The sequence below is a fragment of the Chitinibacter fontanus genome, assembly GCF_013423785.1.
In the GTDB taxonomy this organism is placed as follows: Bacteria; Pseudomonadota; Gammaproteobacteria; order Burkholderiales; family Chitinibacteraceae; genus Chitinibacter; species Chitinibacter fontanus.
This window is the reverse complement of the sequence record NZ_CP058952.1, coordinates 3,298,759-3,323,075: the sequence shown is the minus strand read 5'-3', so window position 1 is coordinate 3,323,075 and position 24,317 is coordinate 3,298,759. Positions and strand designations below refer to the sequence as shown.

28 protein-coding genes are annotated in these 24,317 nt (G+C 50.4%); 17 read left to right on the top strand and 11 right to left on the bottom strand.

The genetic code is table 11. The features are described 5' to 3' along the window. Positions 1 to 38 precede the first annotated feature (38 nt). The 12 genes from dusA (at position 39) to xerC (ending at position 8,770) form a co-directional block, all read left to right on the top strand. Complete coding sequence (dusA, locus tag HZU75_RS15870; protein WP_180306952.1) at positions 39 to 1,070, top strand: tRNA dihydrouridine(20/20a) synthase DusA; 1,032 nt, start codon at positions 39 to 41, stop codon at positions 1,068 to 1,070. Between the two features lies 1 nt (position 1,071). Continuing rightward, positions 1,072 to 1,710: a retropepsin-like aspartic protease family protein gene (locus HZU75_RS15865; protein ID WP_180306951.1), complete on the top strand. Its 639-nt coding sequence runs from the start codon at positions 1,072 to 1,074 to the stop codon at positions 1,708 to 1,710. 53 nt (positions 1,711 to 1,763) lie between these two features. Continuing rightward, a complete protein-coding gene (gene rdgB, locus HZU75_RS15860; RefSeq protein WP_180306950.1) occupies positions 1,764 to 2,357 on the top strand; it encodes an RdgB/HAM1 family non-canonical purine NTP pyrophosphatase in 594 nt (197 codons plus the stop codon). After that, complete coding sequence (locus HZU75_RS15855) at positions 2,354 to 2,581, top strand: hypothetical protein (RefSeq protein ID WP_180306949.1); 228 nt, start codon at positions 2,354 to 2,356, stop codon at positions 2,579 to 2,581. The genes rdgB and HZU75_RS15855 overlap by 4 nt, the downstream gene beginning before the upstream one ends. Before the next feature lie 14 nt (positions 2,582 to 2,595). After that, positions 2,596 to 3,144, top strand: coding sequence for a hypothetical protein (locus HZU75_RS15850; protein WP_180306948.1), 549 nt, complete (start codon positions 2,596 to 2,598; stop codon positions 3,142 to 3,144). Positions 3,145 to 3,168: 24 nt separating this feature from the next. Then, on the top strand, positions 3,169 to 4,362 hold the full coding sequence (hemW, locus tag HZU75_RS15845; RefSeq protein WP_180306947.1) for a radical SAM family heme chaperone HemW: 1,194 nt from the start codon (positions 3,169 to 3,171) through the stop codon (positions 4,360 to 4,362). Between the two features lie 214 nt (positions 4,363 to 4,576). Continuing rightward, entirely contained in the window at positions 4,577 to 5,143 is a 567-nt protein-coding gene (locus HZU75_RS15840; protein ID WP_180306946.1) for a flavin reductase family protein, read from the top strand. 45 nt (positions 5,144 to 5,188) lie between these two features. Then, entirely contained in the window at positions 5,189 to 5,572 is a 384-nt protein-coding gene (locus tag HZU75_RS15835; protein WP_180306945.1) for a Rid family detoxifying hydrolase, read from the top strand. A gap of 91 nt (positions 5,573 to 5,663) precedes the next feature. Then, complete coding sequence (locus HZU75_RS15830; protein ID WP_180306944.1) at positions 5,664 to 6,086, top strand: CoA-binding protein; 423 nt, start codon at positions 5,664 to 5,666, stop codon at positions 6,084 to 6,086. Positions 6,087 to 6,340: 254 nt separating this feature from the next. Further along, positions 6,341 to 7,171, top strand: a complete 831-nt coding sequence (gene dapF, locus HZU75_RS15825) for a diaminopimelate epimerase (RefSeq protein ID WP_180306943.1) — start codon at positions 6,341 to 6,343, stop codon at positions 7,169 to 7,171. A gap of 14 nt (positions 7,172 to 7,185) precedes the next feature. Continuing rightward, positions 7,186 to 7,845: a DUF484 family protein gene (locus tag HZU75_RS15820; protein ID WP_180306942.1), complete on the top strand. Its 660-nt coding sequence runs from the start codon at positions 7,186 to 7,188 to the stop codon at positions 7,843 to 7,845. Continuing rightward, on the top strand, positions 7,838 to 8,770 hold the full coding sequence (xerC, locus tag HZU75_RS15815; protein WP_180306941.1) for a tyrosine recombinase XerC: 933 nt from the start codon (positions 7,838 to 7,840) through the stop codon (positions 8,768 to 8,770). Before HZU75_RS15820 ends, xerC begins: the two co-directional genes overlap by 8 nt. Before the next feature lie 54 nt (positions 8,771 to 8,824). On the opposite strand, the gene HZU75_RS15810 is transcribed toward xerC, so the two are convergent. Both HZU75_RS15810 and HZU75_RS15805 read right to left on the bottom strand, forming a co-directional pair. Next, complete coding sequence (locus HZU75_RS15810; protein WP_180306940.1) at positions 8,825 to 10,381, bottom strand: cyclic-di-GMP receptor FimW-related protein; 1,557 nt, start codon at positions 10,379 to 10,381, stop codon at positions 8,825 to 8,827. A gap of 20 nt (positions 10,382 to 10,401) precedes the next feature. Continuing rightward, positions 10,402 to 11,727 (bottom strand): adenosylmethionine--8-amino-7-oxononanoate transaminase, encoded by a 1,326-nt coding sequence (locus HZU75_RS15805; RefSeq protein ID WP_180306939.1) that lies wholly within the window; start codon positions 11,725 to 11,727, stop codon positions 10,402 to 10,404. A gap of 110 nt (positions 11,728 to 11,837) precedes the next feature. Between HZU75_RS15805 and ltaE the strand changes: the two genes are divergently transcribed. The 4 genes from ltaE (at position 11,838) to HZU75_RS15785 (ending at position 15,570) form a co-directional block, all read left to right on the top strand. Then, positions 11,838 to 12,869 (top strand): low-specificity L-threonine aldolase, encoded by a 1,032-nt coding sequence (ltaE, locus tag HZU75_RS15800; protein WP_180306938.1) that lies wholly within the window; start codon positions 11,838 to 11,840, stop codon positions 12,867 to 12,869. 62 nt (positions 12,870 to 12,931) lie between these two features. Further along, positions 12,932 to 13,942 carry a methionine ABC transporter ATP-binding protein gene (locus HZU75_RS15795; RefSeq protein ID WP_180306937.1) on the top strand — a complete coding sequence of 337 codons (1,011 nt, stop codon included), beginning with the start codon at positions 12,932 to 12,934 and terminating at the stop codon, positions 13,940 to 13,942. Continuing rightward, positions 13,939 to 14,616 (top strand): methionine ABC transporter permease, encoded by a 678-nt coding sequence (locus tag HZU75_RS15790; protein ID WP_180306936.1) that lies wholly within the window; start codon positions 13,939 to 13,941, stop codon positions 14,614 to 14,616. The genes HZU75_RS15795 and HZU75_RS15790 overlap by 4 nt, the downstream gene beginning before the upstream one ends. 171 nt (positions 14,617 to 14,787) lie before the next feature. Further along, positions 14,788 to 15,570 (top strand): MetQ/NlpA family ABC transporter substrate-binding protein, encoded by a 783-nt coding sequence (locus HZU75_RS15785; protein ID WP_180306935.1) that lies wholly within the window; start codon positions 14,788 to 14,790, stop codon positions 15,568 to 15,570. A 66-nt stretch (positions 15,571 to 15,636) separates the two neighbouring features. Here HZU75_RS15785 and HZU75_RS15780 read toward each other — a convergent pair whose 3' ends face one another. The 9 genes from HZU75_RS15780 to HZU75_RS15740 form a co-directional block, all read right to left on the bottom strand. Continuing rightward, positions 15,637 to 16,488: a transporter substrate-binding domain-containing protein gene (locus HZU75_RS15780; RefSeq protein WP_180306934.1), complete on the bottom strand. Its 852-nt coding sequence runs from the start codon at positions 16,486 to 16,488 to the stop codon at positions 15,637 to 15,639. 147 nt (positions 16,489 to 16,635) lie between these two features. Next, positions 16,636 to 17,061: a nuclear transport factor 2 family protein gene (locus HZU75_RS15775; protein WP_180306933.1), complete on the bottom strand. Its 426-nt coding sequence runs from the start codon at positions 17,059 to 17,061 to the stop codon at positions 16,636 to 16,638. Continuing rightward, complete coding sequence (locus tag HZU75_RS15770; RefSeq protein ID WP_228028103.1) at positions 17,058 to 17,840, bottom strand: SDR family NAD(P)-dependent oxidoreductase; 783 nt, start codon at positions 17,838 to 17,840, stop codon at positions 17,058 to 17,060. The genes HZU75_RS15775 and HZU75_RS15770 overlap by 4 nt, the downstream gene beginning before the upstream one ends. Positions 17,841 to 17,842: 2 nt before the next feature. Then, positions 17,843 to 18,382: a DUF3833 domain-containing protein gene (locus tag HZU75_RS15765; protein ID WP_180306932.1), complete on the bottom strand. Its 540-nt coding sequence runs from the start codon at positions 18,380 to 18,382 to the stop codon at positions 17,843 to 17,845. Beyond that, positions 18,379 to 19,665 carry an MFS transporter gene (locus HZU75_RS15760; protein WP_180306931.1) on the bottom strand — a complete coding sequence of 429 codons (1,287 nt, stop codon included), beginning with the start codon at positions 19,663 to 19,665 and terminating at the stop codon, positions 18,379 to 18,381. The genes HZU75_RS15765 and HZU75_RS15760 overlap by 4 nt, the downstream gene beginning before the upstream one ends. Further along, complete coding sequence (locus tag HZU75_RS15755) at positions 19,662 to 20,246, bottom strand: chalcone isomerase family protein (RefSeq protein WP_228028102.1); 585 nt, start codon at positions 20,244 to 20,246, stop codon at positions 19,662 to 19,664. The genes HZU75_RS15760 and HZU75_RS15755 overlap by 4 nt, the downstream gene beginning before the upstream one ends. Beyond that, positions 20,212 to 21,429, bottom strand: coding sequence for an SAM-dependent methyltransferase (locus tag HZU75_RS15750; protein WP_180306930.1), 1,218 nt, complete (start codon positions 21,427 to 21,429; stop codon positions 20,212 to 20,214). Before HZU75_RS15750 ends, HZU75_RS15755 begins: the two co-directional genes overlap by 35 nt. Beyond that, entirely contained in the window at positions 21,426 to 22,253 is an 828-nt protein-coding gene (locus HZU75_RS15745) for a DUF1365 domain-containing protein (RefSeq protein WP_228028101.1), read from the bottom strand. Before HZU75_RS15745 ends, HZU75_RS15750 begins: the two co-directional genes overlap by 4 nt. Next, the gene (locus HZU75_RS15740; protein WP_180306929.1) at positions 22,250 to 23,533 is read right to left on the bottom strand and encodes an NAD(P)/FAD-dependent oxidoreductase; all 1,284 of its coding nucleotides are present in this window, start codon (positions 23,531 to 23,533) and stop codon (positions 22,250 to 22,252) included. Before HZU75_RS15740 ends, HZU75_RS15745 begins: the two co-directional genes overlap by 4 nt. A gap of 102 nt (positions 23,534 to 23,635) precedes the next feature. Here HZU75_RS15740 and HZU75_RS15735 point away from each other — a divergent pair, with 102 nt between their 5' ends. Continuing rightward, positions 23,636 to 24,256, top strand: a complete 621-nt coding sequence (locus tag HZU75_RS15735; RefSeq protein WP_180306928.1) for a TetR/AcrR family transcriptional regulator — start codon at positions 23,636 to 23,638, stop codon at positions 24,254 to 24,256. The last annotated feature ends 61 nt before the right edge of the window (positions 24,257 to 24,317 follow it).

Here is a 24,317-nt window from a genome sequence, read left to right as displayed (position 1 = left end):
TAGATTTAAAGCATCAAAGCACCACCAAAGGCACCAACATGCAGCTAAATCAGAGCCTAGAGGCCAAGTCACCCAGTCGCCGTTTTTGCATCGCCCCCATGCTCGACTGGACAGACCGCTTTTATCGCCGCTTTGCCCGGGAGTTATCCAGCCAGACTTGGTTATATACCGAGATGGTCAATACAGGTGCGATACTACATGGCGATCAGATGCGGCATTTGCGCTTTGACCCTACCGAACACCCGATTGCCTTGCAGCTAGGCGGCAGTGAACCGGCAGACTTGGCACGCTGCGCCAAGATTGCCCAAAACTGGGGTTATGATGAAGTGAATTTGAACGTAGGCTGCCCAAGCGAGCGCGTACAATCGGGCTCATTTGGCGCCTGCTTGATGCTTGAACCTAACTTGGTGGCTGATGGCGTAAAAGCAATGCGAGATGCATGCGAGATTGATGTTACGGTCAAGCACCGTATCGGTATTGATAAAATCGAGGATTATGCATTTGTACGCGATTTTGTTGGTCAGATTGCAGAAGCCGGCTGCCAGATCTTCATTGTTCATGCGCGCAACGCCATTTTGAAAGGCCTAAGCCCAAAAGAAAATCGCGAAATTCCGCCGCTTAAATATGATTACGCCTATCAGCTAAAACGCGACTTCCCCCACTTAGAAATCATTATTAACGGCGGCATCACCACCGTTAGCCAAAGCATAGAACATCTGAGTCATGTGGATGGCGTGATGGTTGGTCGCGAAGCCTACCACAACCCATGGATATTAACCGGGGTTGACGCGGCCATTTACGGACACACTGCACGCGAGCAGACTCGTCGTGGCGCGATGGAGAATCTGCGCCCATTTATTGAGGCCGAACTATCCAGCGGTACGCCACTACGCTTCATTGCTCGTCATATCTTAGGGCTATATCAAGGGCAGTATGGTGCTCGTCAATGGCGTAGAATGCTTTCAGATGCCACACTGCTTAAAAATGCCAACTGGACTCTAATCGAGCAAGCACTCAATGCACTGGAGCAAGGCGCGGATGCTCGGCAATCTATGACTAGCGAGAATTGATATGATCAAATCATTCATTATGCTGAGCCTATTGCTATCTAGTCTCTGCTTTGCAGATGACATCGTACTCATTGGCACTATGGGCAACAAAGGCGTTTTTCAAATTAATGGGCAGAAAAAAACCCTGCAAGCCGGGCAAGAAAGTGGCAGTTTTAAAATCATTGCGATTCAGGGCGAATCAGCACTGATTGCCAATAACGGTAAACAGCAGCAGCTGCAACTGGGTCAGGGATATGTATCCAGTACAAACAATGGGAATGACAGCGGTGCAAGCGTTGTACTGACCGCAGACGAGCGTGGCCACTATATGGCCGATGTCTTTATCAACCAAGGCTCACTTAAGGGTGTGATTGATACCGGCGCAACGCACTTATCCATGTCACGGCCTGCGGCCGAGTACATGAAAATTGCTTACAAAAATGGGCAAGCTGCGCGCACACAAACCGCGAATGGCACCATTGCCGCATGGATTGTTAAATTGCCACAGATCCGCTTGGCGAACGTAACCTTGTATGATGTACCGGTCGTTGTGCGCGACAGTGAAGACAATAGCCCGATCTTAATTGGAACCAGTACCCTGAACCGCTTTCAGATCAAACAAGAACAAAATCTAATGATCCTGACCAAAAAAGTATACTAGCCTACGTATCAACCCATAAGCCATATCAATATTAACTAGCAGCCATATACCCAATGAAAAAAATAGTTCTCGCCAGCAACAATGCCGGCAAGTTGCGTGAATTTGGCCTTTTATTTGCACCACTGAATATCAAAATAATTGCACAAGGCGAACTCAATGTTCCCGAGTGCCCGGAACCTCACCATACCTTTGTAGAAAATGCACTGGCCAAGGCTCGTCACGCAGCAAAAATCACTGGTCTGCCTGCGCTGGCTGATGATTCTGGCTTGTGCGTGCACGCATTAGGCGGCGCGCCGGGAGTATATTCGGCACGCTTTGCCGGTGAACCTAAATCTGATAGCCGCAACAACGAGAAATTATTGGCTGACCTTGCCAAACACACTGATCGCAGTGCTTGGTACTACGCAGCACTCGTATTGGTGCGCAGCGCAGATGATCCTCAGCCACTAATTGCTGATGGCGTATGTCGCGGTGAAATTACCAATCAAGCCTTAGGTGATGGTGGATTTGGTTACGACCCGCTATTCTGGCTGCCTCAATTTGGCAAAACAGTGGCCCAAATCAGTGCCGAAGAGAAAAGCCAGATTTCTCATCGTGCCAAGGCACTGCAAGCCTTGATGCTTAAACTGCAGGAAACGGGGTTATGAAATCACAAGATGAAAGTCGCTGGGCCAAATGGTGTCGGGATGATGGCTCAATTGTTTCGTGCACCGAGAAAGTAAAAGTCATGAACGAAAATTTAGATGAATTGGCCCAAATGGCGCAGGATTTATTTGAAGATGGCTTGCTGATGGAAGTGTCGGCCGAGCAAATGAAAACCACACTTCATGCCTTGATCGATCAACTACATAATCCATATCAAAACAATTAATTCGCGAGAAAAAAATGAAATATCCACTCCTAGCCCTTAGCCTATGTTTGCCACTGCTCACCGTACAGGCAGCACCAAGCAAAGCCAGCAGCAACGCATCTGCCGCCAGCAAAGATAATCCGTTCACTAAAGAGCGTACTCAGGCGGCTGGCAATCTTAGTACGACCTTAGTTACCATCCAGAAAATGGCGAACGGTTGTAAAGGTAAAGGCGAACTTAGCGAAGAAATCGTCAAAAAAACGGTGCAAGGCTGGCAAACTCAGAACAAAAACTACCTGCAAGTGCATTTTGATTATGTAAGTGGTTATCTAGCGGCAATTAAGCAAGTTGAAGGCGAAGAAGCCGAGAAAAAAGCACTCGCAGAAATGACCAAATTCAACAACGATGAAGCGAACAAAATCGTCAAAACCATGATCGAAAAAGATGGCGTTGAATTAGGGTGTAAAAAATACTTTGGTATTCTCGCCTCAGGTGCGCTGGACATTAAAGAGGGCTATCCCGACTTCAAAATTTGGAAAGGCATGCTTGAATACAGCAAAAAAAGCACCTCAGCAAAGAAATAACAGCCCCGACAAGAAGTTCATTTGATGCAAACCATCTCGCTTGCCCAGTTGGGCAACTCAGGCCTGAGCGCCCTGCCGCCTTTATCGCTGTACATTCACTTTCCATGGTGCGTGCGCAAATGCCCGTATTGCGACTTTAATTCGCATGCGGTCAAAGACGCCAATTCCCCGAGCGGACTGCCGGAAGATCAGTACATCGCGGCGCTGATTAGCGACTTGGAAAGCAATCTGCCGCAAGTCTGGGGACGCTCGGTGTCGAGTATTTTTATGGGCGGCGGCACACCGAGTTTGTTCTCTAGCGCCAGCATGGATCGGCTGCTGGAGGCAATTCGCGCGCGCGTTAAGCTCAATCCGGATGCCGAGATCACACTGGAAGCCAACCCGGGCACATTTGAAATTGAAAAGTTTGCTGGCTACGCCGCGGCGGGGATCAATCGGCTGTCGATCGGCATACAAAGCTTTAATCCTGAGCACCTCAGCGCACTAGGTCGCATTCATAATCGCGATGAAGCCTTGCGCGCAGTGGAAATTGCTCATCGGCACTTTAGCAATTTCAATCTCGACATCATGTATGCGCTGCCCAAGCAAACGCTGGCGCAAGCACAGGCCGATATACGCCTAGCGATTGAATGCAATTCAACGCATCTTTCTGCCTATCACCTGACGCTCGAGCCCAATACGCTGTTTCATCGCTATCCACCGTCACTGCCCGACGATGATTTGGCCGCCGATATGCAGGAAATGATTGAGGCCGAGCTAGCGAGTGCTGGTTTTGAGCATTACGAAACCAGCGCCTTTGCCAAATCAGGCAAACGCAGCCAGCATAATTTGAACTATTGGCAATTTGGTGATTACCTCGGCATTGGTGCAGGGGCGCACGGTAAAATCAGTTTTCACGATAAAATCATTCGTCAGGCGCGCTATAAACAGCCAAATGAATATCTGGCCAAAATGGCCGATGGTAACGCGGTCCAAAGCGAAAACGTCGTCGAAAAAGACGAGCTGCCGTTTGAATTTATGCTCAATTTGCTGCGTTTAACCGAAGGTTTTCCATTGGCGCTGTTCACCGAGCGCACGGGCTTACCGCAAAGCAAGATTTTTGCCGAAATCGAACGCGCTTGCAGTGAAGGCTTACTCGAACGTGATCTACACTGGGTCAAACCTACCGAAAAAGGCCAGCGCTTTTTAAATGTCTTGATGGAACGCTTTTTGCCGTAGCTGTTTACTCTAACGCGAGCGTGGGTCACGCAGAAGTGCGGGAAAATTGCTCAAATCCTCATGTACACGCTGTACACTCCGGTTTTTCGCAATCTTTTGCTCCGTTCTTCCGCGCGTAGCCACACCGCTCAGCAAATAGCTGGGTATATAATCGTAGACTAAGCAAAAGAAGATCAAGCAAGACATACCCAATACCGTATCAACAGGAAAACTTATGGAATGGCCAGTCGCGATATTGTCGCCGAGTGAAAAATACAATTTGATTACCGACTGCGTCGTACCGCGCCCGATCGCTTGGGTAACCAGCATCGATGCCGCAGGCAAAATCAATATTGCGCCATTTTCCTACTTTAATATTGTATCTAGCGAACCAATGATTGTGTCGCTCAGCGTTAACCGCCGCCTTGGTCAAGACGGCAGCAGCGAGCAAAAAGACACGGCGCTCAATTTAATTCACGGTGGTGACTGTGTGATTCATATTCCATCACACGATCACGCACCTGCCGTGCACGCTACCGGCTCGGGCACACCACCCAGCCAAGCGCAAATCGATGCGCTCGGCCTACAATTTAGCCCGTCACTGCAAGTTAAAACACCGCGCATCGACAATTGTGCAGTAGCACTCGAAGGACGGTTTTTGCAGCATATTGAAGTCGCTCAACCGATCGTCGCCGATCTGATTCTGGTTGAAATCGTGCATATTTATGCTGCTGATGACTTGCTACACAATGAGCGCGTACACCCTGAACCGTATGCGATTGCCGCAAATAAAAAACCGTAACATAGACCCGAATATTGAGCTTCACCCTCACAAGGAAACCACGACATGAGCAAAGAAATCATCCATTCAGACAACGCACCTAAGGCCGTTGGCACTTACTCGCAAGCGGTAAAAGTGGGCAACACGGTTTATCTGTCAGGCCAAATCGGTCTTGACCCAGTGAGCGGCGAGTTGGCGGAAGGCTTTGAGGCGCAAACTCATCGCGTATTCCAAAACCTGCGTGCAGTTTGCCAAGCGGCGGGTGGCGATTTGAGCGACATCGTAAAGCTAGGCGTGTTTGTGGTTGATCTGGCCAACTTTGCCAAATTGAACGAAATTATGGGCGAATATTTCACCGCGCCCTACCCTGCGCGCGCCGCAGTACAAGCCGCAGCTCTGCCTAAGGGTGCGATTGTTGAAGCTGATGCAGTGATGGTGCTGAGCAAGTAATTTATCGTGGGTATATACCAGAAAGCCAATTCCAAATTTGGCTATAAGCATATACCCATACCATGCTAAACAATTTGTGTGCGGAGTGACTATGGCGTTTCAAAATCCATCTGATGCAGAAATCAAAACCATTTTACTCGCCACCAAAACCATCGCCGTCGTTGGCCTATCGGATAAACCGAGCCGTGCCAGCCATGGCGTGGCCAAGCTGATGCAGCGTTGGGGCTTTAAAATTATTCCAGTAACACCCAAGCCGCTGCCAACCATCCTCGGCGAGACCGTCTATGCCGATTTGGCCAGCGCTCCAGGTGAGATTGATATGGTAAATGTATTTCGCCGCAGCGAAGAAGCGGGTGAAGTGGTCGATCAGGCAATTGCGCGCGGCACCAAAGCGATCTGGCTGCAACTAGGCATTGTCGATGAAGCCGCTGCAGCGCGGGCGAAAGCGGCGGGTATACCGATTGTGATGGATCGCTGCCTGATGGTCGAATATGGTCGACTCTTTGCAGATTAATCGCGCCACCAAACCTGCCAAGCACTGCCGCACCACTCCCCTCAAACCGTAGCAAAATCACGTCAAACATGGTGATTTTGCTACGCCAGCTAAACAGTCCTTGCCGGATCATAAAGCAGCCTTTAGCCTTACATCACACCCGATTACGCCCGCAGCGCGGGCGCTAAACAAAACTGCATCACCCCCAAAATAACTCGCTTTACGCAGATCATGTTTACTGTTTCAATCAATGAACATGATTATGGAATATCGAAATGAAGCTGCAATTTAGCAAAATGCACGGCCTTGGTAATGATTTTATGGTGATCGATGGCGTACGCCAAACGGTGACTCTTTCTAAGGAAACCATCGGACAGCTTGGTCATCGCAATTTTGGCGTGGGCTTTGATCAATTATTGCTAGTCGAGAAGTCGAACACCCCCGGCATCGATTTTCGCTATCGCATTTTTAATTGTGATGGCTCCGAAGTTGAACAGTGCGGCAATGGCTCGCGCTGTTTTGCCCGCTTTGTGTTCGAACAAGGCCTGACTAACAAAACTGAAATTGCGGTAGAAACCGCAAAAGGCGTGATTTACCCCAAGCTTGAAGCCGATGGCAATGTTACGGTTAATATGGGCGTACCGCGCTTTCATCCAACCGAAATCCCATTTCAAGCTCCCGAGGAAGCGATTATTGATCCGCTGATCGTTGCTGGCCAAGTGCATGATATATCCGTGGTCTCAATGGGCAATCCACATGCGGTACAGGTGGTACAGTCGGCTAACGACGCCCCAGTTGCCGAGCACGGCCCACTAATTGAAAACCATCCGCGCTTTCCGCAAAAAGTAAACGCCGGTTTTATGGAAATTGTGAGTCGCACTGAAATTCGCCTGCGCGTTTTTGAGCGCGCCGCCGGCGAAACGCTAGCATGTGGTACTGGGGCTTGTGCCGCTGTGGTAGCCGGCATTCGCCGCGGTTTGCTCGATGAGTCGGTATTGGTACACACCCGCGGGGGTGATTTACGGATTTCTTGGGCGGGCGCGGCTCAGCCCGTTATGATGACCGGACCGGCCGTGACGGTATTTACAGGTTCAATCGACATTTAATCAGGATACAGCAGATGCAAGCGAACGATGTAGTGCAATGGTTGAAGCAAAATCCCGCATTCTTTGACGAATTTGCCGATGATATCGCGCAGATTTTTGTGCCGCACAATCACGGTGGCCATGCCGTTTCGCTAGCAGAACGCCAATTGCTGACGCTACGCGACCGCAATCGCCAACTAGAAGGCCGGCTTGGTGAATTGCTGCAGTTTGGCGTAGAGAATGACAGCATTTCCGACAAGCTACATCAACTGACCGTTGATTTAATGCGCGCCCACGATCTACCGTCCATTATTGGCACGTTGGAATATCACCTGAAGGAGCGCTTTACAGTTCCTTTTCTTGCCTTACGCTTATGGCTACCGGCGGGTGACTGCAATTTGATGGAGTTCTCACCCGTTAGCGAAGCCATTCATAAACTAGCGGAAAATTTAGTGTCTCCGTATTGCGGCCCTTATGTCACCGACGAAGTGCTGGACTGGTTTGAAATTGGCACTGGCGAGTTAAAATCCTTTGCCCAATTTGCCTTAAAAACCGGCGATTTGCCCTTCGGCATTCTCGTACTTGCCAGCCCGGATAGCGAACGCTTTTACCCGGATATGGGCACCCTCTATCTGCAACGTTTATCAGAGCTGGTCTCTGCTGCTGTAAGGCGAGTTGTACCCGAGCATGGCTAACACCAAGCTAGGCTTGCTCGCGAGCCAAGAAATCCCAGCGCAAACTCGTGAACAGTTTGCGCATTTTTTTCGCTACCTAACTGGCGAAAAAATGGCCAGCGCTCACACCTATGCAGCGTACGAGCGTGATCTGTGGCGACTTGCACAAGCTGCTCAGGACAAACAATTGCAGGAACTAGCCGCGCATGACATTCGCGGCTTTGTGCGCCAATTAGCGAGCCAAGGTCTTTCTGGCCGCTCAATTGCGCGCAGCTTATCTGCGTGGCGGGTATTTTACCGGCTGATGATTCGGGACCATCATTGGCCGCTAAACCCGGCAGAAGGCGTAAAGGCACCGAAAGCCGCCAAAGCACTACCAGGCACACTAAATAGTGATGATGCAGTTGGCTTTTTAGAAAACATCCCGGACGATGATGCGCTTGCCATTCGTGACAAAGCGATCTTTGAGCTGGCTTACTCTTCGGGCCTGCGGGTCAGCGAGCTAGTCAATTTAAAACTGATCGAGCTCGATTTACCACAGGGCATGGCCAATGTAACCGGCAAAGGCAATAAAACACGCATCGTACCAGTGGGTCACGCTGCGCAAGAAGCATTACGTCATTGGCTCAGCATTCGCCCCGAGTATGCACGTGGGCAGGTCGCCACCGTTTTCGTGAGTAAAAATGGGGGGAAATTAACACCGCGTGCCGTGCAACTACGACTTCGGCATTGGCAACAAGAGCTAGGCATTAGTGAGCCACTCTACCCACACAAATTACGCCATAGCTGCGCCAGCCATCTGCTGCAATCATCTGGAGATTTGCGCGCAGTACAGGAGCTACTGGGCCACGCCAGCATTGCTACCACGCAAGTCTATACCCACTTGGACTTTCAGCATCTGGCCAATGTATACGATCAAGCCCACCCACGCGCCAAAAGCAAATAGCTGGGTATAGACACAAACTCATTTAATTTACCGAGCTACAGCAATATACCCCAGCTAATTTAGCTCACCAGTAAATTCAAATAGATCATAGCCATTTTGCTGCTCCACTAATTTTGCGGCGCGTATCAGATGCCGCTGCTCACCCAACAGCACGATATATTCACGCAGTGGGGTATAAAAACCCTTGGGGGTCGCAATGCGCGCTGACTGTTTTAATGCGGGAATAGCAGGCATCAAAATTGCAGGGAAAAATGGAATATCCAAATTCTGGCTAGGACGCATCAAAGTCGCCTGTGCTTTAGCCGACATCACTTGCAAGCCCATCTCCATCGAGCCATTATGGTGCTGATGCAGCCAACGTATCGATGCCACCATCCAATTGGCCTCATTGGCGACCGATAGCGCTACTATTTCACCGGCTTTGGCCTGCTCTTTTGGTAATTCATGCGCCAAGATGCCATAACCACCAGGGCTTTCATTGATCACTTGCCACTGAGTTAGCTGCAAGTCTTTTTCCGAGACTACAAACCTCTCAGCACCTGCGACAATGTTTTGCCCCTGATTAAGCCGGAATGCCGTGCGTCTTAATCCAAAGGCGACACTAATATTGGATTGGGTCGGAATACGCTGATAAATACGATGCGGAACGATGCTCCACTGTCGAATCACGCGCCGCAAAATTTCTAGCCACATTTGTACTTTGGCGCGATCTTTTGCCATCGGCGCCTTCGCCTCAACTGCATGCTCGGCTTTATGCAGTTTTTTGGCCAATTCAATGGTATCAAACAATACTGCCTGACCCACATAATGATCTAAAGAGCGATTGCCCACATAACACGGCGCTTTATCAGTGGCCAATTCAATCAGGAAAAAACCCGCGCTGGATGCTAACTTACTCAGCGGTTGAAAGTGCGCGTGCGGGGCGTAACTCTCGATAATCTCAATAACCTTATCAAGCTCCACCCCAGCAAAACGGTGCGGATCCGCCAAAGCCAGCAACACCATCTGCTTGTATAAAGTGGCCACAGGGCGCGTAGACTTATCTTTTGGATTCTCGTTTTTGGGTTCATCAAGCATTTTATTTTCCGCGCAATAGCGAAAAATTTGATGCATTTCAGCCCAAATGCCCTCAGGCAGCGTTTGGTATAAACGCCCAGACACCTGATACACCCGCCAGTATGCATAAAGCAATGCCTGCAGCTGTATCGGCGCTGCTTTTTGCGGGGCAGAAAAAAAAACAAAGCGTTTTTCCTGCTTATCATGCAGGACAATTTTCCAGCCCACCGCCAACTCAAGCCAAACATTCCGCGCCAGCTGAGCCGCCGCTCGAGCCGACTCTTTCATTGGCAAGCCTGGCGAGGCATAAGCGACTTCAAAAGCCCCCGTCAGCATCTCTAATGAGCTTTGATATTCTGCTAGTAGCACAGCTCGCGCATCAGGCTCAACTTTGACGCGATTCAATACCGTCATGGCGTCGAGCAACATCCGTGCGGCTTCAATGACATTTGCGGTTGGCAAGGCAATCAACCAGTCTTTGAGCTTTTTCGGATCCGTCTCAACGGAAGCAGCGAGGCTTTGATCTGCTTCTGGGATATTAAATTTTAACGTCATGTCAAATGAATAATCGCAAACTAGGCTTGCAAACTGGCTTCCAGTGCCAATAGAGCCGCCGATGTCAGCTGCTCTGTCTGGGCCAGATCAATAATGTAGGGTGGCATAAAATATACCGTATTTCCAACCGGCCGCAGCAAAACTCCCGCATTTAATGCATTTTGAAAGTATTTCTGTGCAAATCCGGGCGGTGCATCAACAACATCAAAAGCCCAAATCATGCCACGTTGCCGCCAATGCTGAACGCGAGGATGTGCCTTCAACGGAGCAAACACCTGATTCATCGCCGCCGCTTTAATGCGATTTTGCACAATTACATCGTCATCCCGGAAAATTTGCAGCGTCGCCAGCGCGGCCGCGCAGGCCAGCGCATTGCCTGTATACGAATGCGAATGCAAAAAAGCTTTGGCCGTATCGTCGGCATAAAAAGCCTGATAAATAACATCAGTACATAACACCACCGCCAAGGGCAAATAGCCGCCAGTAATGCCTTTGGATAAGCAAATTAAATCTGGCTTGATGGCGGCTTGCTCGCAAGCAAACATGCTCCCAGTGCGGCCAAACCCCACCGCAATTTCATCGGCAATCAATAGCACCTGATATTTATCGCAGAGTATACGCGCCTGAGTCAGATAAACTGGATCATACATCGCCATACCCACCGCACCTTGTACAAGTGGCTCAATAATCAGTGCTGCGATTTCATCTGCATGGTTTTGCAGTACACGCTCCAAATCGGCAAGCGCCCTAGCTGTATACTGCTCCGCAGTCTCCTCCTCTGCAGCTAGGCGTGGATCAGGGCTTAGCACCGAGAAATTTTCGCGCACCAAAGGCGCATAGGCAGTGCGAAAAATCGGCACATCGGTTACCGACAGCGCCCCAGCTGTTTCACCGTGATAACTATCTGCCAGATACACAAACCGATTTTTTTCTGGTAGCCCAATATTGAGCCAGAAATGCGCCGCCATTTTTAAGGCAATTTCAGTTGCAGAGGCGCCATCCGAGCCATAAAACGCATGCCCCAAGCCGGTTAACTCACCCAGCTGCTCTGATAGATGTACAACGGGCTCATGCGTAAAACCCGCCAACATCACATGTTCGAGCGAATTCATTTGTGTGCTTATTGCCGCTTTGATGCGTGGCTCATTGTGCCCAAACAAATTCACCCACCAACTGGATACACCATCAATAAATCGCCGACCATTACAATCAGTCAGCCAAATACCATCGGCGCGCGCAATTGGCACCAAGGGCAAGGTTTCGTGGCGTTTCATTTGCGTGCATGGATGCCAAACAGCCGCCATGCTACGCGCGAGCAGTGATTGATTAGTATTTGTCGTTTTCATAATCGCTATTTTCGCATAATCCGCTGCAATCTATCCGAATTAGGAATATCGGCTATAGTCAGTTACACGGTGAATAGTCACAATCATTGTCCAACTTAAAGCATCTCGCCATGAAAACACTCGATCTTCGCAGCGATACAGTGACCCAGCCCACCAATGCCATGCGCCAAGCGATGGCCGACGCCATTGTGGGCGATGACGTTTATGGTGACGATCCAACGGTCATTGAACTTGAACTGACTGCCGCAGCACAGCTTGGCAAAGAAGCTGCATTATTTGTCCCCAGCGGCACCTTCGGCAATCAACTTGCCATTTTGACGCATTGCCAACGTGGAGACGAAGTGATTGTTGGCGACGATAGCCATATCGTTTGGCACGAGGCAGGTGGTAGCGCGGTAATTGGTGGCGTACAGCTTAGAACACTGGAAAGCCACTTTGGCCAGCTTGACCCTCAAGTGCTTGAGGGCAAAATTCGTCACGGCATTGATATTCATGAGCCCAAAACAGGACTGATTTGCCTCGAAAATGCCCACTCCAACGGTCGTGTGATTCCACTGGCGAATATGCAGGCAATTTGGTCGATCGCACAACACCACCAAATACCATTGCACCTGGACGGTGCGCGGATTTTCAATGCAGCAACCCATCTTGGCGTAGATGCCAAAGAAATTACTCAATATTGCGATACCGTGATGTGTTGCCTCAGTAAAGGGTTGGCAGCACCAGTTGGCTCATTGCTAGCCGGGAGTCAAACATTCATTGCGCGAGCACGCCGCTTGCGCAAGATGCTTGGGGGTGGTTTACGTCAGGCAGGTGTGCTGGCTGCGCCAGGCCTGATCGCACTGCACACCATGAGCCAGCGGCTTGAGCAAGACCACGCCAATGCGCAAGCATTAGCACAGGCACTAAGCCAGATTGGTGGCATCGAAATCGATCTGGCCAGCGTACAAATCAATATGGTGTGGTTCAAGTTTAGCCGCAACATTGCCCCCGCAACGGTTAGTGCTGCTTTTGCTGCGGCTAACATCACAGTCAACCCACCGGAACATGGCTGCATGCGTTTGGTCACACACTGGCAAATTGAGCACACTGACATTGACCGCATCGTTGGCGTGATGCGCCAGCTCATGACAAGCAATTAATTACCTTGTTGAACCCCTATGCTTGCGAAATAATCAATTAAACAGGCACATAAAGGCATTCCGTGATTTTATTAGAAAATCTCAGCAAATCTTATCGCGTTGATGGGCGCGATATACCGGCACTTAAGCGCATCGACTTGAGCATTGCCGCCGGTGAAATTTTTGGTGTTATCGGCCATTCTGGCGCAGGTAAATCGACCTTAATTCGACTCATCAATTTGCTCGAGCGGCCAAGTGGCGGCCGTGTTTTGCTCGATGGCGTTAACTTAACCGAACTCTCAAGCGATGCACTTAGAAAATCGCGCCAGAAGATCGGCATGATTTTTCAGCACTTCAATCTACTGATGAGCAAAACCGTAGCGCAGAACGTCGCCTTCCCACTGCAAGTCGCGGGCGAGCTTGATAAAACTGCCATCAATCAGCGGGTGGCCGAATTACTAGAACTTGTCGGCTTAGCCGATCACGCCAACAAGTATCCAGCACAACTCTCGGGCGGACAAAAACAGCGTGTAGGCATTGCCCGTGCGCTGGCCAACAATCCAAAGCTGCTACTTTGTGATGAAGCCACCAGCGCACTCGACCCACAAACTACGGCATCCGTGCTGCAGTTACTGCTGGAAATCAACCAAAAGCTCAAGCTCACAATCGTGCTGATTACACACGAAATGAATGTGATTCGCAGCATTTGCGATCGTGTTGCGGTAATTGATGGTGGCGAAATTGTCGAGCTAGGCCCGGTGACTAATGTGTTTTTACACCCCAAACATCCCACCACAAGACGCTTTGTGTACGAAAGCGAGCACGTTGATGAAACGACTGAAGCCGATGATTTTGCGCATGTCCCGGGCAAAATAGTTCGACTCACTTTCAAAGGTGAATCAACCTACCAATCGCACCTCAGCGCACTGGCACGCCAGTATGCCGTTGATTTTTCAATTCTGGCCGGACGGATTGAACGCATTAAAACCACACCTTGCGGCCAACTCACCCTAGGGCTGGTTGGATCACAAGTCGATGAATTATTGTCGCGCCTCGCTGACGAAGGCATTGTAGTAGAGGAGCTACGTCAATGAACGCCATGTTAAACGATTTACTAAGCAATATTGATTGGGCAGATATCGGTCTTGCTACGATTGATACCCTAAGCATGCTGGGCGGCTCGCTGTTATTCACCCTACTTTTGGGTTTACCGCTGGGTATTTTGCTGTTCCTTACCGGCAAGAAACAACTGCTGGCGCAGCCCGTGGTGTATGGCATATTGTCATTTGTCGTTAATGTACTGCGTTCGGTTCCATTTGTGATTTTGTTGATCATTATGATTCCGTTCACCGTACTACTCACCGGCACCTCACTTGGTGTTGCAGGAGCGATTCCGCCACTGGTGGTGGGTGCCACGCCGTTCTTTGCCCGTTTGGTTGAAACCGCATTGCGTGAAGTAGACCGAGGCATTATCGAGGCCACTCAAGCCATGGGGGCCACTACGCAGCAAATCGTCATCAAAGCGCTGTTGCCAGAGGCCATGCCCGGCATCCTTGCGGCCATTACGGTGACCGCTATTACCTTGGTGTCCTACGCCGCAATGTCTGGCGTGATTGGCGGCGGCGGCTTAGGTGATCTGGCGATTCGCTTCGGATATCAGCGTTTTCAGACCGATGTGATGGTCGTTACCGTTTTACTGCTACTGGTGCTAGTACAAATACTGCAAATGGTGGGCGATAAGCTGGTGCAATATTTCAGCCGCCGTTGAGACTATCTTCGAGCAACCGAGCAAGCTGCATATATAGATAGAAGCAATTGGTATTTAGTATTTAAATTACGTAGTGGTAATCTTTATTCATACACCCTCATCGGGGTATACGGATCTAGATTAGACCTCCAAAAGAGTACAACAACATACCCTCCCAAAAGGAACAAAACCATGAAGAAAGCAATTTCCCTTTTTGCTGCAGCAACCGTATTGGCCAGTGCTGGCGTATTTGCTGCCGACAAAATCAGTGTTGGTGCAACCGCCGTCCCACACGCTGAAATTCTTGAATTCATCAAACCAATGCTGGCTAAGCAAGGCGTTGAGCTGGACGTTAAAGTATTTACTGACTACGTACAGCCCAATGTACAAGTAGCGGAAAAGAAACTGGACGCTAACTTCTTCCAGCACCAGCCTTACCTAACCGAATTTAACAAAGGCAAAGGCACTACATTGGTGAGCGTTGCTGGCGTTCACGTTGAGCCATTTGGCGCCTATTCAAGCAAAGTGAAAAAACTGGCTGATCTGAAAGAAGGCGCAACAGTAGCGATTCCAAATGATGCTACCAATGGCGGCCGCGCCCTGTTGCTACTCGACAAAGCTGGCGTAATTACCTTAAAAGATAAAACCAATATCTTAGCGACCAGCAAAGACATTACCGCCAACCCGAAAAAACTGAAATTCAAAGAATTGGAAGCGGCAACACTGCCACGCATTTTGAATCAAGTAGACTTGGCGCTAATTAACACCAACTACGCCTTGGAAGCTAAATTAAACCCAAGCAAAGACGCACTGGCGATTGAAGGCAAAGAATCACCGTATGTGAATATTTTGGTAACTCGTACCGATAACAAAGACTCAGCGGCCGTTAAGAAGCTTGCTGCTGCGCTGAAATCGCCAGAAGTGAAGAAATTCATCGAAACCAAATACCAAGGTGCAATCGTTCCAGCATTCTAATTGGACAGACAGGATACAACTGCAATAAAAAAGGGGCTAAGGCCCCTTTTTTCATGTCTTGCTCTGTTAGCGATCAATGATCTGACTAGGGTTAACTACAAGCCAAGATTCAACACGGGCATTAAAAAAACCAGCATCGATATAGGCTTTGCGAATCGTACCATCTTTACGCATCCGTCCTAGGCCCTTATTCAAAGCTTCAAGCAGCTGAGATCCTTGACTATTTGGGCTAATAAGAAAATGGCGCGAGCCCGGCATCGCCACCTTCATGCCTTTAATCGGCACCAAACGTACCCCTTCCACCTCAAACGACATATCCGGCGTAGATTTAAACGAAGCCAAGGTAAAGTCACCACGCTCGCCTTTCAGCATTTTGGCAATCATGCCAAACGTGGGAGCACTTTCAAGCTTCGCAATGCCAAGTGATTCAAGCGTTGCGACATCATTCTTCCAGGCTCGATTAGTCACCGCAGTCATCGCACGTAACTCTTTTAAGCTGGCACTTCTAACCCTACTATTACTCTCTTCAGCATAAAACCCAGCTACATATTCACCATCACGAATCAATGGAGCTGAGAGCAGAGCTTTCGTTTGTGCCGCATCACTGGCCCACACCGAAGTGCCACTGGCCGTGACATTACCAGCCTCCACTTCAACCAGAATACGCGCATAGCTATCTACCGGCACCAAGCGTACAGGCTCATCCAAACCGCCACGCAGCAAGGCTTGCTGAAACACGATTAATTCCACCGTATCACGGCGCGCGCCCAAGCCCGTGTAATCGCGAATTTCCATAATGTCACGATTACGGAGTAATTTTTGGTAATCCAAGATGACATCGCGTGGCACGGCCAGCAAAACCGTTGCGAAAGTCATAGGAGCCATCATCGCCAATATCAGGCCATTGATCAGTTTCATTAACTGGCTCCACACGTTCAGTTCATGCCGAGAATTCGGCACCCTTCACGCTTGTAAGCACATTACTTACAAGCAGGGGGACTATACGCGAAGCCAGTAAATAATCAAACACTAATAGACTGAACGGCACTTCATAACCAACATCGCTTACAACTTGACCACAAACTGGCGACGCAACCAGCGTATTGGCCCACCAATCACAGGTAGTTTTTGCAGCAGCTCTTCGGCTGCATCCCAATAATCACGATGAAGCACCACGCGCCCATCGTCACCAAAAGTCAAGTGTGAGCCGCCCTCGATCTGATAGTTTTTGCCTTTCAGGCCAAATTCAAAACGCCAACTTACAAATGCCTGCTGGCCTTGCACCAGCCGCTCGCCGATTACAAATCGAGGATTGTCAGTCGTCGCAAACATATGAGCAAAAATGGCACGGATAGCCTCAGGTCCATGCACATCATTAAATGGGTCTTTAAATCGGGCTTGTGGCTGATAAAAATAAGCAACCTGATCGAGTGTTTCAGGGCAAATACCCGCATACCAAGCGAGTAATTCGTCGATTTTAATAGGCGTCATGAGAGTTTCAGATAGCGTTCAAACAGGGCGAAACGCCAACGATACGGCAAAAACTGCGTTAACTTCAGCATTTGCGTAAATCGGCGTGGAAAATGTATTTCGAATTTTCCAGCTGCTATCCCGTGCAAAATAGCGCTGGCGGCCTGTTCTGGCGTTTGTAGCGCAGGCATTGAAAAGTCATTCTTTGCCGTCAAGCTGGTGCGCACAAAACCCGGATTGATCAAATACACATCTAAGCCCTTCGGATGTAGATCACTGTATAAAATTTCAGCCAAATTGATCAGCGCCGCCTTGCTCGGCCCATACACACTGGCGTTCGGTAAACCCATATAACCCGCCACACTGGCGATCAAGCCAATCCCGCCTTTGCCGCGCTGCAGCATCGCAGGCAGAATGGTTTCGATCGCACGGTAAGCACTAATCAAATTAATATCCAACGTTTGCCCTGCACGCTCGGCGCTCACCTCCCAAATGCGCTCCGGCCGATAATCTGCCGCACAAAATAGCACCAGATCGGGCTCGCCCATTTTGCTACACACGGTTTGGTAGGCTCGAGGCCAAGCCGCAGAATCGGTCGCATCAAAAGCCATCACATGCGCTTGACCGCTAGCACTCGCCACTTGCTGCAGTGGCAATTCACGCCGCGCGCTCAGCGAGACTATCGCCCCAGCCGCCATGAGTTGCTGCGCCAATGCCGCGCCGATCCCACTCGAAGCACCAATCAGCCACACCCGTAAGCCGCGCCAACTTGCAATCGGCGTATTCATCGCTTTGAACATGGCTAGCTCCTTTTCTTGAAAAACAGCGTCACCTGACCCAGCTCGAAGCCGAATTTGCGCATACTGGCGCGATTGATCATCGAGTGCTCGTCCAGCAAAAACATCCAGTCATCAAATTGCACTTCGTAGGTTTTTCCATCTACGGGCAACAGCAAGGTGTATTGCCAATTCAGAGCATTACCCGCCACCTTGCCCACGGCCTCGCCTTTTACGTCCGCTGCGGTGCCGCGCCAGCTCCCATCCGCTTGTTGCGTTAATGTCCAAATCCGCTGATCTTTATTGCCATCGTCATAACTAAAACGCTCGTCCAGCACCAACTTGCCATCGCGCTGCGTACCAGTTATTTCCACATGAAATCGCTTCACGACTTCCCCGCTACGTTTCTGGAACATCCCCCAAGCATCTGTGGTACCAACGAAATAACGCGCCAGATCAAGCTTAGGCTCGGCTTGCTGATAGTGACTAACATCGGGTGAAGCACAGGCAGTGAGCAATCCACAACTGGCCGCGAGTAAGGCTTTTTTAATTCGGTTCAGATTCATGGTGTTTGCTCCTTTAGATGAATGGTTACGTTGCCCATATTGCGCAGCAACACCAAAGCCAGCAGTTTAAATAGACAAGGCACCCCAGCGTATACCCACGCCAGCTCAGCACCAGCTGGTATTCCAGGCGTATACCCCAACACAGCCAATAATGGCAAAGCCAAACCGGACAAGGCCAAGGCCAATTTACCGAGTAAAGTCCACACACCGTAGTAAGTGGCAGCAGCTTCATCGCTAGGGATTAATCTGGCCAACAAAACCGGCGGCAGCGCCAAATCAGCCCCTAGCGCCAAACCCGCAGCAATGCACACCAGCAAATACGCTGTGCTGTCACCCTGCCCCAGCCAGCTGGCGCCACAAAAACTCAAAATTGCCAGCAACATTCCCAACCGCCAACTGCACAACACGCCAAAGCGCTGTGCAAAGCGCACCCAAACCGGCAAGCCTAAGGCTGCCGCAATAAAGTATGCCGCCAGAAAAACACCAGCCAATTGCGGTGCGCCAATTCGGTCGTTGATAAAAAACAGCGCCAACGTCGCAGGGATCGATACCGATATGGCATTCACTACATACGGCCATAGCAAGCGCGTAAACTCGGTGTTTTGCCGCATTAAGCGTAGTGCTTGCGACCAACTCAGTGCCGATGATGGTGCCTTGTGCCACTGAGGCGCCCAGCGCAGCAAAGCGGTAAGGCTTAGCAGCACAATGACTGCAAATGCACCGCTATATACCACTAACCCACCAGTGAGCGACTCGGTCGGCATAGTCATTAGCCAGCTTGGAATCACGCTCGCTAAAATCACCCCCACCAGGCCTGCCCCTTCGCGCCAACCCGCGGCCCCCAATAATTGTTGCTCCTGCCCTAGCCTTGCACCCCATGCCAGATACGCGATATTAAGCATACTGTGCGCCGTATAAGCCACCACCAGCATCACAGCAAGCCATAACGTTAGATACCCCCCACTTACCTGCGGCAGCCATAGCCCACCAAAGGCCAGCACCAGCAACAATGCGCCTGTGATTAACCACCCATTGAGTGCTCGCCCATGCAGGCGATCAATACAACGCCCCAGCCATGGGTCTTGCAAGGTATCAATCAAACGAGCCAGAAACAGCACCCAGCCTGTCCCCGCCAAAGCCAAGCCCAGATGTGTGCTGTAATACGCCGGAATCTGCACATACACGGGTAAGGCGGACATCGCCAGCGGCAAGCCCAAAGCACCGTATGCGGCCAAGGCCAGCGCTGAATGTGGGGCTTGAGCCATTGGCTGAGTCGCGCTCATTTTCGGCTCCCCAGCAATTGAGAGCGCAAACCAGTATCTTTAGTGCGCTCGTCAAACCAGATTGCGAAGAAAGCTTTCGCAAACTCAGGGTCGCGAATTTCCGCCAACAATTGGCGGCTGTTATAAAAACGGCAACCCACTTCCGGCAAATACACGCCAATGAGCTGATCACCGGCATTCACATCAGTAAATGCGCGCTGCATGTCAGCTTCCCAGCGCTTTAGCGTGGCGGCGGAGTAGCGATTAGCAAATAGCCGAGTGATTTCATCCAAGCTGGTTTTAACAAATTGCTCGCGGCTAATGCTGCGGTGATAGGTCAGCTCCAAGGCAAATGGGCTTGTGCTTGACTCAGGATCAAAGCGAGTTTGCTCACTCCAAAGTCGCGCGGTGTATATTTTTAGGCCAAACCAGCGTAAATCACCGCTACCAATGGCACGAGCTTGAGGCAATTGTTCGCGCCAGACATTGGCGCAAACTGGCGCAGCAAGGGGTATCATCAACAAGCCAGCTAAAATAATGGCTTTAAGTGAGATACCCTTAGGTGTATTAGTGCGATTTTTGCAGCAGGAATTGAATAACATCGGTACGCCCCTCATCAAAGCCAGCTTCGCAATACGTCAGGTACAAACGCCAGATTCGCATAAACGACTCATCAAAACCCTGCGCGCGGATTGCGCTGTGCTGCGCTTCAAAATCGGCCAGCCATCGGCGCAGCGTTTCAGCGTAATCGCAACCAAAACGGTATTGGTCTAGCGCTTTCATCCCTGCACGCTCGGCTTTCGCCACAAAGCGCTCAGGACTAGGCAGCATGCCGCCGGGGAATATGTATTGCTGGATAAAATCGGTGCTGCTGCGATAACGCTCAAAATAGCGCTCGTCAATGGTAATGGTCTGAATCAGCGCGCGCCCACCAGGTTTAAGCCGCTCGGCCACAGTAGCGAAATACTGCGACCAGAACCGCTCACCAACCGCTTCAAACATTTCAATCGAGACTATCGCATCGTACTGACCAGACAAATCGCGGTAGTCGCAGATTTCCAGATCAGCCAGCGCATTGAGTCCTTGCGCATCGATTCGTGCCTGCGCGATCTGTAATTGTGCAGGCGAAATGGTGATCCCGTGCACATGGATACCCAAGCGACTGGCATGCTCGGCAAAACCACCCCAGCCGCAGCCGATTTCCAGCACTCGGTGCCCGGAGCGCAAACCAAGCTCATCAATAATCCGCTGATATTTACGTTGCTGGGCACTTTGCAGTGATTGGGCAAAGTCATCGGCAAAAATCGCGCTGGAATAGGTCCAGCTTGGATCAAGCCACAGTCGATAAAAATCATTGCCAATATCGTAATGCGCATGGATATTTTTACGGCTGCCCGCGCGGGTGTTGGGGCGCAACAAGTGCTTAAGCCGATACCACAGCGTCGCCAATTTTCCACCAAAAACCATCTGCTCCAAGACCGCTTCGTTACGAATAGCCAGCCGCAACACCGCAGTTAAATCTGGGCTATCAATCCAACCCGCCTCATAGCTTTCAGCAAAACCGATATCTCCCGCCTTTATAATGCGGCCACAGGCGCGCCAATCGTTAATCTGCAAAGTAGCACTGGGCGGCTGGTGCAAATCACCAAATGTCATACACCCGCCTTCGGGCGTAATCAGTTGCAAATGACCATAGCGTAATTGCGCGAGCAACTTAAGAAATAATCTGGCGGCATTGGGCAGGCTACGGGTATCTGCAAGGGTTAGGGTACGAGTTTGGCTCATGATGAACGCTCCTCTAAATTGCGATCATTGACGAAGCTGGCTTGCACGCTCAGCGGCGTTTGAAAACTGAGATTGGGTTCTGGCGCTAACGGCTGGCGGAAAAAAGGCACTTTCTTGCACCACAACTTGAGCGCCTGCCAGTGAATTTTGCTAAACACACCGATGGTGAGTAGCGGCTGGGCCAACAATGCACGCCACATCGTCGCATCGCTTAAAAGCTGCTTATGCCCACCTATGGCCGTTTTAATCAGCAAACCGGCTTCATCGAAATAATCAATCCCAACAAAGGCGGTGTTCTCCGTGTCACGCAGCCGAAACTGGTAATGTCCAGCCACGGCACAAAATGGTGATACATGCATCAACTTGCGCGCCAGCAAGGGGGTATGCTCGTCAATCACAGCACCAGCATGAGCCACCAACAAATACCGATGCGTATCGCCAAAGGTATTGTTCACTTCTGCCAGTACCGCACGCAAATCCCCTGCAGTATCATGGCAATACCAGAAACTAACCGGGTTAAATACAAAGCCCAGCACGCGGGGAAAAGTTTGCAGCCAGACTTCACCGTCGTGGGGCAGATCATGCTCCCGCAAGACATCCCGTATCCAGTGCAGCAAATCTGAACCATCACGTGGGCCATAATCACGGGTTTGTACGCTGACCAGCCGTCTGCAATCAACGCCAAACCAGCGGCCGCGTAATTCCTTGAGCCGCGCCAGATTAATCCGCACACAAAACACCGGATAAACAAAGTGGTTCATCACGGGCCGCAGGCGGGAATGCATCACCTGACCGCGCAGTAAGTAGGCAGCGGCGGCCATCATGTCACCTGTGCCCATTCCGGCGACAAGCCAAAATCCGCCACTACGCGCAAAGCAGATTTGAGCCCATCTTCATGAAAGCCATAACCCGTCCATGCCCCAGCAAACCAGACCCGATCCACCCCTTGAATGGCAGGCAGCCGTGCTTGCGCATCAATCGCCGCCTGATCAAAGACTGGATGCTCATACTCAAACTGTGCCAGCACCGTCTCAGCCGCAGGTGGGGCAAATGGGTTTAGCGTGACCACTACTGGCGTGACAAACGGTAAATTTTGCAACTGATTTAGCAGATAACTCACGCACACAGGCCGCTCACCCGATACCGCCGCCCCTCCCAAATAATTCCAGGCCGACCAGACTTTGCGTCGTTTTGGCAGTTGCTTGATATCGGTATGCAGCACCGCTGTATTGGCTTGATAGCGTACCGCACTGAGCACGGCACGTTCAGCTTCGCTGGCATCGACGAGCATCGCCAAAGTTTGCGGGGCGTGCGTGGCAAAAACGACAGCATCAAATTGCTCTGCCTGCTGTGCGCTGTACACCATTACGCCATCAGCGGTGCGCTCTACGCGGCTCACTGGCGTATTGAGGCGAACATCACTGAGCGTGGCGGCAATTTTGCGCACATATTCACGCCCACCACCCCGCACGGTTTGCCATTGCGGTCTATCGTTGACTTGCAGTAATGCATGATTAAGGCAAAAACGCAGAAAAGTCGCGGCGGGAAAGTCCAAAATATCATTGGGCGAGCTAGACCAGATTGCTGCGGCCATCGGCAACAAATAGGCATCTCGGAATGCTGCACCGTAAGCGCCCGACTCAAGTAGTTGGCCAAGTGTGGCGCCACTTTGCAAGCAGGCTTCTAGATTAGCGGATGCCGCAGCATTAAAGCGCAAAATATCACGCAGCATGCCGATAAAACGCGTCGAGAGCAGATTACTGCGCTGGGCAAACACAGTATCTAGATTAGTGCCTGCCCACTCAAGCCGACCGTCATCGAGCGAAACACCAAACGACATATCAGTGGCATAACTTCCCACGCCCAACTCAGCCAGCAGAGCAATCAGATTGGGGTAGGTTTTTTCATTGAATACCAGAAACCCAGTATCAACCGCAGCAGTCTGCCCCTCCAGCGTTACTTCGACCGTATTGGTGTGCCCACCAAGATAATTACCCGCCTCAAACAGCACTACCTCATGGGCACGGCTGAGAAAATAGGCGCTCGCTAGCCCGGAAATACCAGAGCCGATCACAGCAATGCGTTGTTTGGCTTTTTGGCTCATATTGACCGTTCATCCATCGTTACGGTGTCAAAACAAATACACTAGTGATAACATTACTACTACTTCAATATAAAAGCTACTACTTAGTAGCAAAACAGACCAATGAGTATACTCAGCAAGCTTAGCTTTAAAGATCAGGCGTTCAAATTACGTGAAAACGCCATTCTCGACGCAACGACAGCCATCTTGCGTGACAAGGGCTTTGATCTAATGACAATGGATGACGTTGCTAGTGCAGTCGGCATTTCCAAGCCTAGCCTATACAAGCACTTTAAATCGAAAGAAGATCTAGTCGGCGAGGCAATGATTCGCCTCATTGATGGAGCGGCAGACTTTCTGGCACAGTTAGACAAAAACCTGCAGCCCATAGAAATCCTAAGTGCGATGCTCGAGTGGGCTCTGCGCGTTAGACTTGAAGGTGGCATGCCATTTCTGCCATCCACCAGTGCGCATGTGCGGGAAATGCTGATGCGCAACTTAAAATATGTCGGCCGTGTGCTCAAGCTGAATCATCAGCTAGAGAAATTAGTCGCTAAAGCGCAAAAAAGTGGTGATCTAGATGCTAGCTTGCCCAGCGATGTAATCTTGTTTAGCTACTATTCTCGTACTTGCGACCCTGCGGTCGAATTTTTGCAGCGATATAGCAAACTGGATAACGAACAAATCATCAAACACATGCTGCAGGTCTGCTTTGCTGGATTAGGGACTAAACAGCCGCATTAAATCTGGATTACATGGCCAGAGTGACTAATTTTACTGTTTCCGCCGAGCAATACAGGTTATA

What these genes read in the sequence shown, in the direction of transcription:
- dusA (WP_180306952.1), top strand. Translation starts at nt 39, where the DNA reads ATGCAGCTAAATCAGAGCCTAGAGGCCAAGTCACCCAGTCGCCGTTTT.
- HZU75_RS15865 (WP_180306951.1), top strand. Translation starts at nt 1,072, where the DNA reads ATGATCAAATCATTCATTATGCTGAGCCTATTGCTATCTAGTCTCTGC.
- rdgB (WP_180306950.1), top strand. Translation starts at nt 1,764, where the DNA reads ATGAAAAAAATAGTTCTCGCCAGCAACAATGCCGGCAAGTTGCGTGAA.
- HZU75_RS15855 (WP_180306949.1), top strand. Translation starts at nt 2,354, where the DNA reads ATGAAATCACAAGATGAAAGTCGCTGGGCCAAATGGTGTCGGGATGAT.
- HZU75_RS15850 (WP_180306948.1), top strand. Translation starts at nt 2,596, where the DNA reads ATGAAATATCCACTCCTAGCCCTTAGCCTATGTTTGCCACTGCTCACC.
- hemW (WP_180306947.1), top strand. Translation starts at nt 3,169, where the DNA reads ATGCAAACCATCTCGCTTGCCCAGTTGGGCAACTCAGGCCTGAGCGCC.
- HZU75_RS15840 (WP_180306946.1), top strand. Translation starts at nt 4,577, where the DNA reads ATGGAATGGCCAGTCGCGATATTGTCGCCGAGTGAAAAATACAATTTG.
- HZU75_RS15835 (WP_180306945.1), top strand. Translation starts at nt 5,189, where the DNA reads ATGAGCAAAGAAATCATCCATTCAGACAACGCACCTAAGGCCGTTGGC.
- HZU75_RS15830 (WP_180306944.1), top strand. Translation starts at nt 5,664, where the DNA reads ATGGCGTTTCAAAATCCATCTGATGCAGAAATCAAAACCATTTTACTC.
- dapF (WP_180306943.1), top strand. Translation starts at nt 6,341, where the DNA reads ATGAAGCTGCAATTTAGCAAAATGCACGGCCTTGGTAATGATTTTATG.
- HZU75_RS15820 (WP_180306942.1), top strand. Translation starts at nt 7,186, where the DNA reads ATGCAAGCGAACGATGTAGTGCAATGGTTGAAGCAAAATCCCGCATTC.
- xerC (WP_180306941.1), top strand. Translation starts at nt 7,838, where the DNA reads ATGGCTAACACCAAGCTAGGCTTGCTCGCGAGCCAAGAAATCCCAGCG.
- HZU75_RS15810 (WP_180306940.1), bottom strand. Translation starts at nt 10,381, where the DNA reads ATGACGTTAAAATTTAATATCCCAGAAGCAGATCAAAGCCTCGCTGCT.
- HZU75_RS15805 (WP_180306939.1), bottom strand. Translation starts at nt 11,727, where the DNA reads ATGAAAACGACAAATACTAATCAATCACTGCTCGCGCGTAGCATGGCG.
- ltaE (WP_180306938.1), top strand. Translation starts at nt 11,838, where the DNA reads ATGAAAACACTCGATCTTCGCAGCGATACAGTGACCCAGCCCACCAAT.
- HZU75_RS15790 (WP_180306936.1), top strand. Translation starts at nt 13,939, where the DNA reads ATGAACGCCATGTTAAACGATTTACTAAGCAATATTGATTGGGCAGAT.
- HZU75_RS15785 (WP_180306935.1), top strand. Translation starts at nt 14,788, where the DNA reads ATGAAGAAAGCAATTTCCCTTTTTGCTGCAGCAACCGTATTGGCCAGT.
- HZU75_RS15780 (WP_180306934.1), bottom strand. Translation starts at nt 16,488, where the DNA reads ATGAAACTGATCAATGGCCTGATATTGGCGATGATGGCTCCTATGACT.
- HZU75_RS15775 (WP_180306933.1), bottom strand. Translation starts at nt 17,061, where the DNA reads ATGACGCCTATTAAAATCGACGAATTACTCGCTTGGTATGCGGGTATT.
- HZU75_RS15770 (WP_228028103.1), bottom strand. Translation starts at nt 17,840, where the DNA reads ATGTTCAAAGCGATGAATACGCCGATTGCAAGTTGGCGCGGCTTACGG.
- HZU75_RS15765 (WP_180306932.1), bottom strand. Translation starts at nt 18,382, where the DNA reads ATGAATCTGAACCGAATTAAAAAAGCCTTACTCGCGGCCAGTTGTGGA.
- HZU75_RS15760 (WP_180306931.1), bottom strand. Translation starts at nt 19,665, where the DNA reads ATGAGCGCGACTCAGCCAATGGCTCAAGCCCCACATTCAGCGCTGGCC.
- HZU75_RS15755 (WP_228028102.1), bottom strand. Translation starts at nt 20,246, where the DNA reads ATGTTATTCAATTCCTGCTGCAAAAATCGCACTAATACACCTAAGGGT.
- HZU75_RS15750 (WP_180306930.1), bottom strand. Translation starts at nt 21,429, where the DNA reads ATGAGCCAAACTCGTACCCTAACCCTTGCAGATACCCGTAGCCTGCCC.
- HZU75_RS15745 (WP_228028101.1), bottom strand. Translation starts at nt 22,253, where the DNA reads ATGATGGCCGCCGCTGCCTACTTACTGCGCGGTCAGGTGATGCATTCC.
- HZU75_RS15740 (WP_180306929.1), bottom strand. Translation starts at nt 23,533, where the DNA reads ATGAGCCAAAAAGCCAAACAACGCATTGCTGTGATCGGCTCTGGTATT.
- HZU75_RS15735 (WP_180306928.1), top strand. Translation starts at nt 23,636, where the DNA reads ATGAGTATACTCAGCAAGCTTAGCTTTAAAGATCAGGCGTTCAAATTA.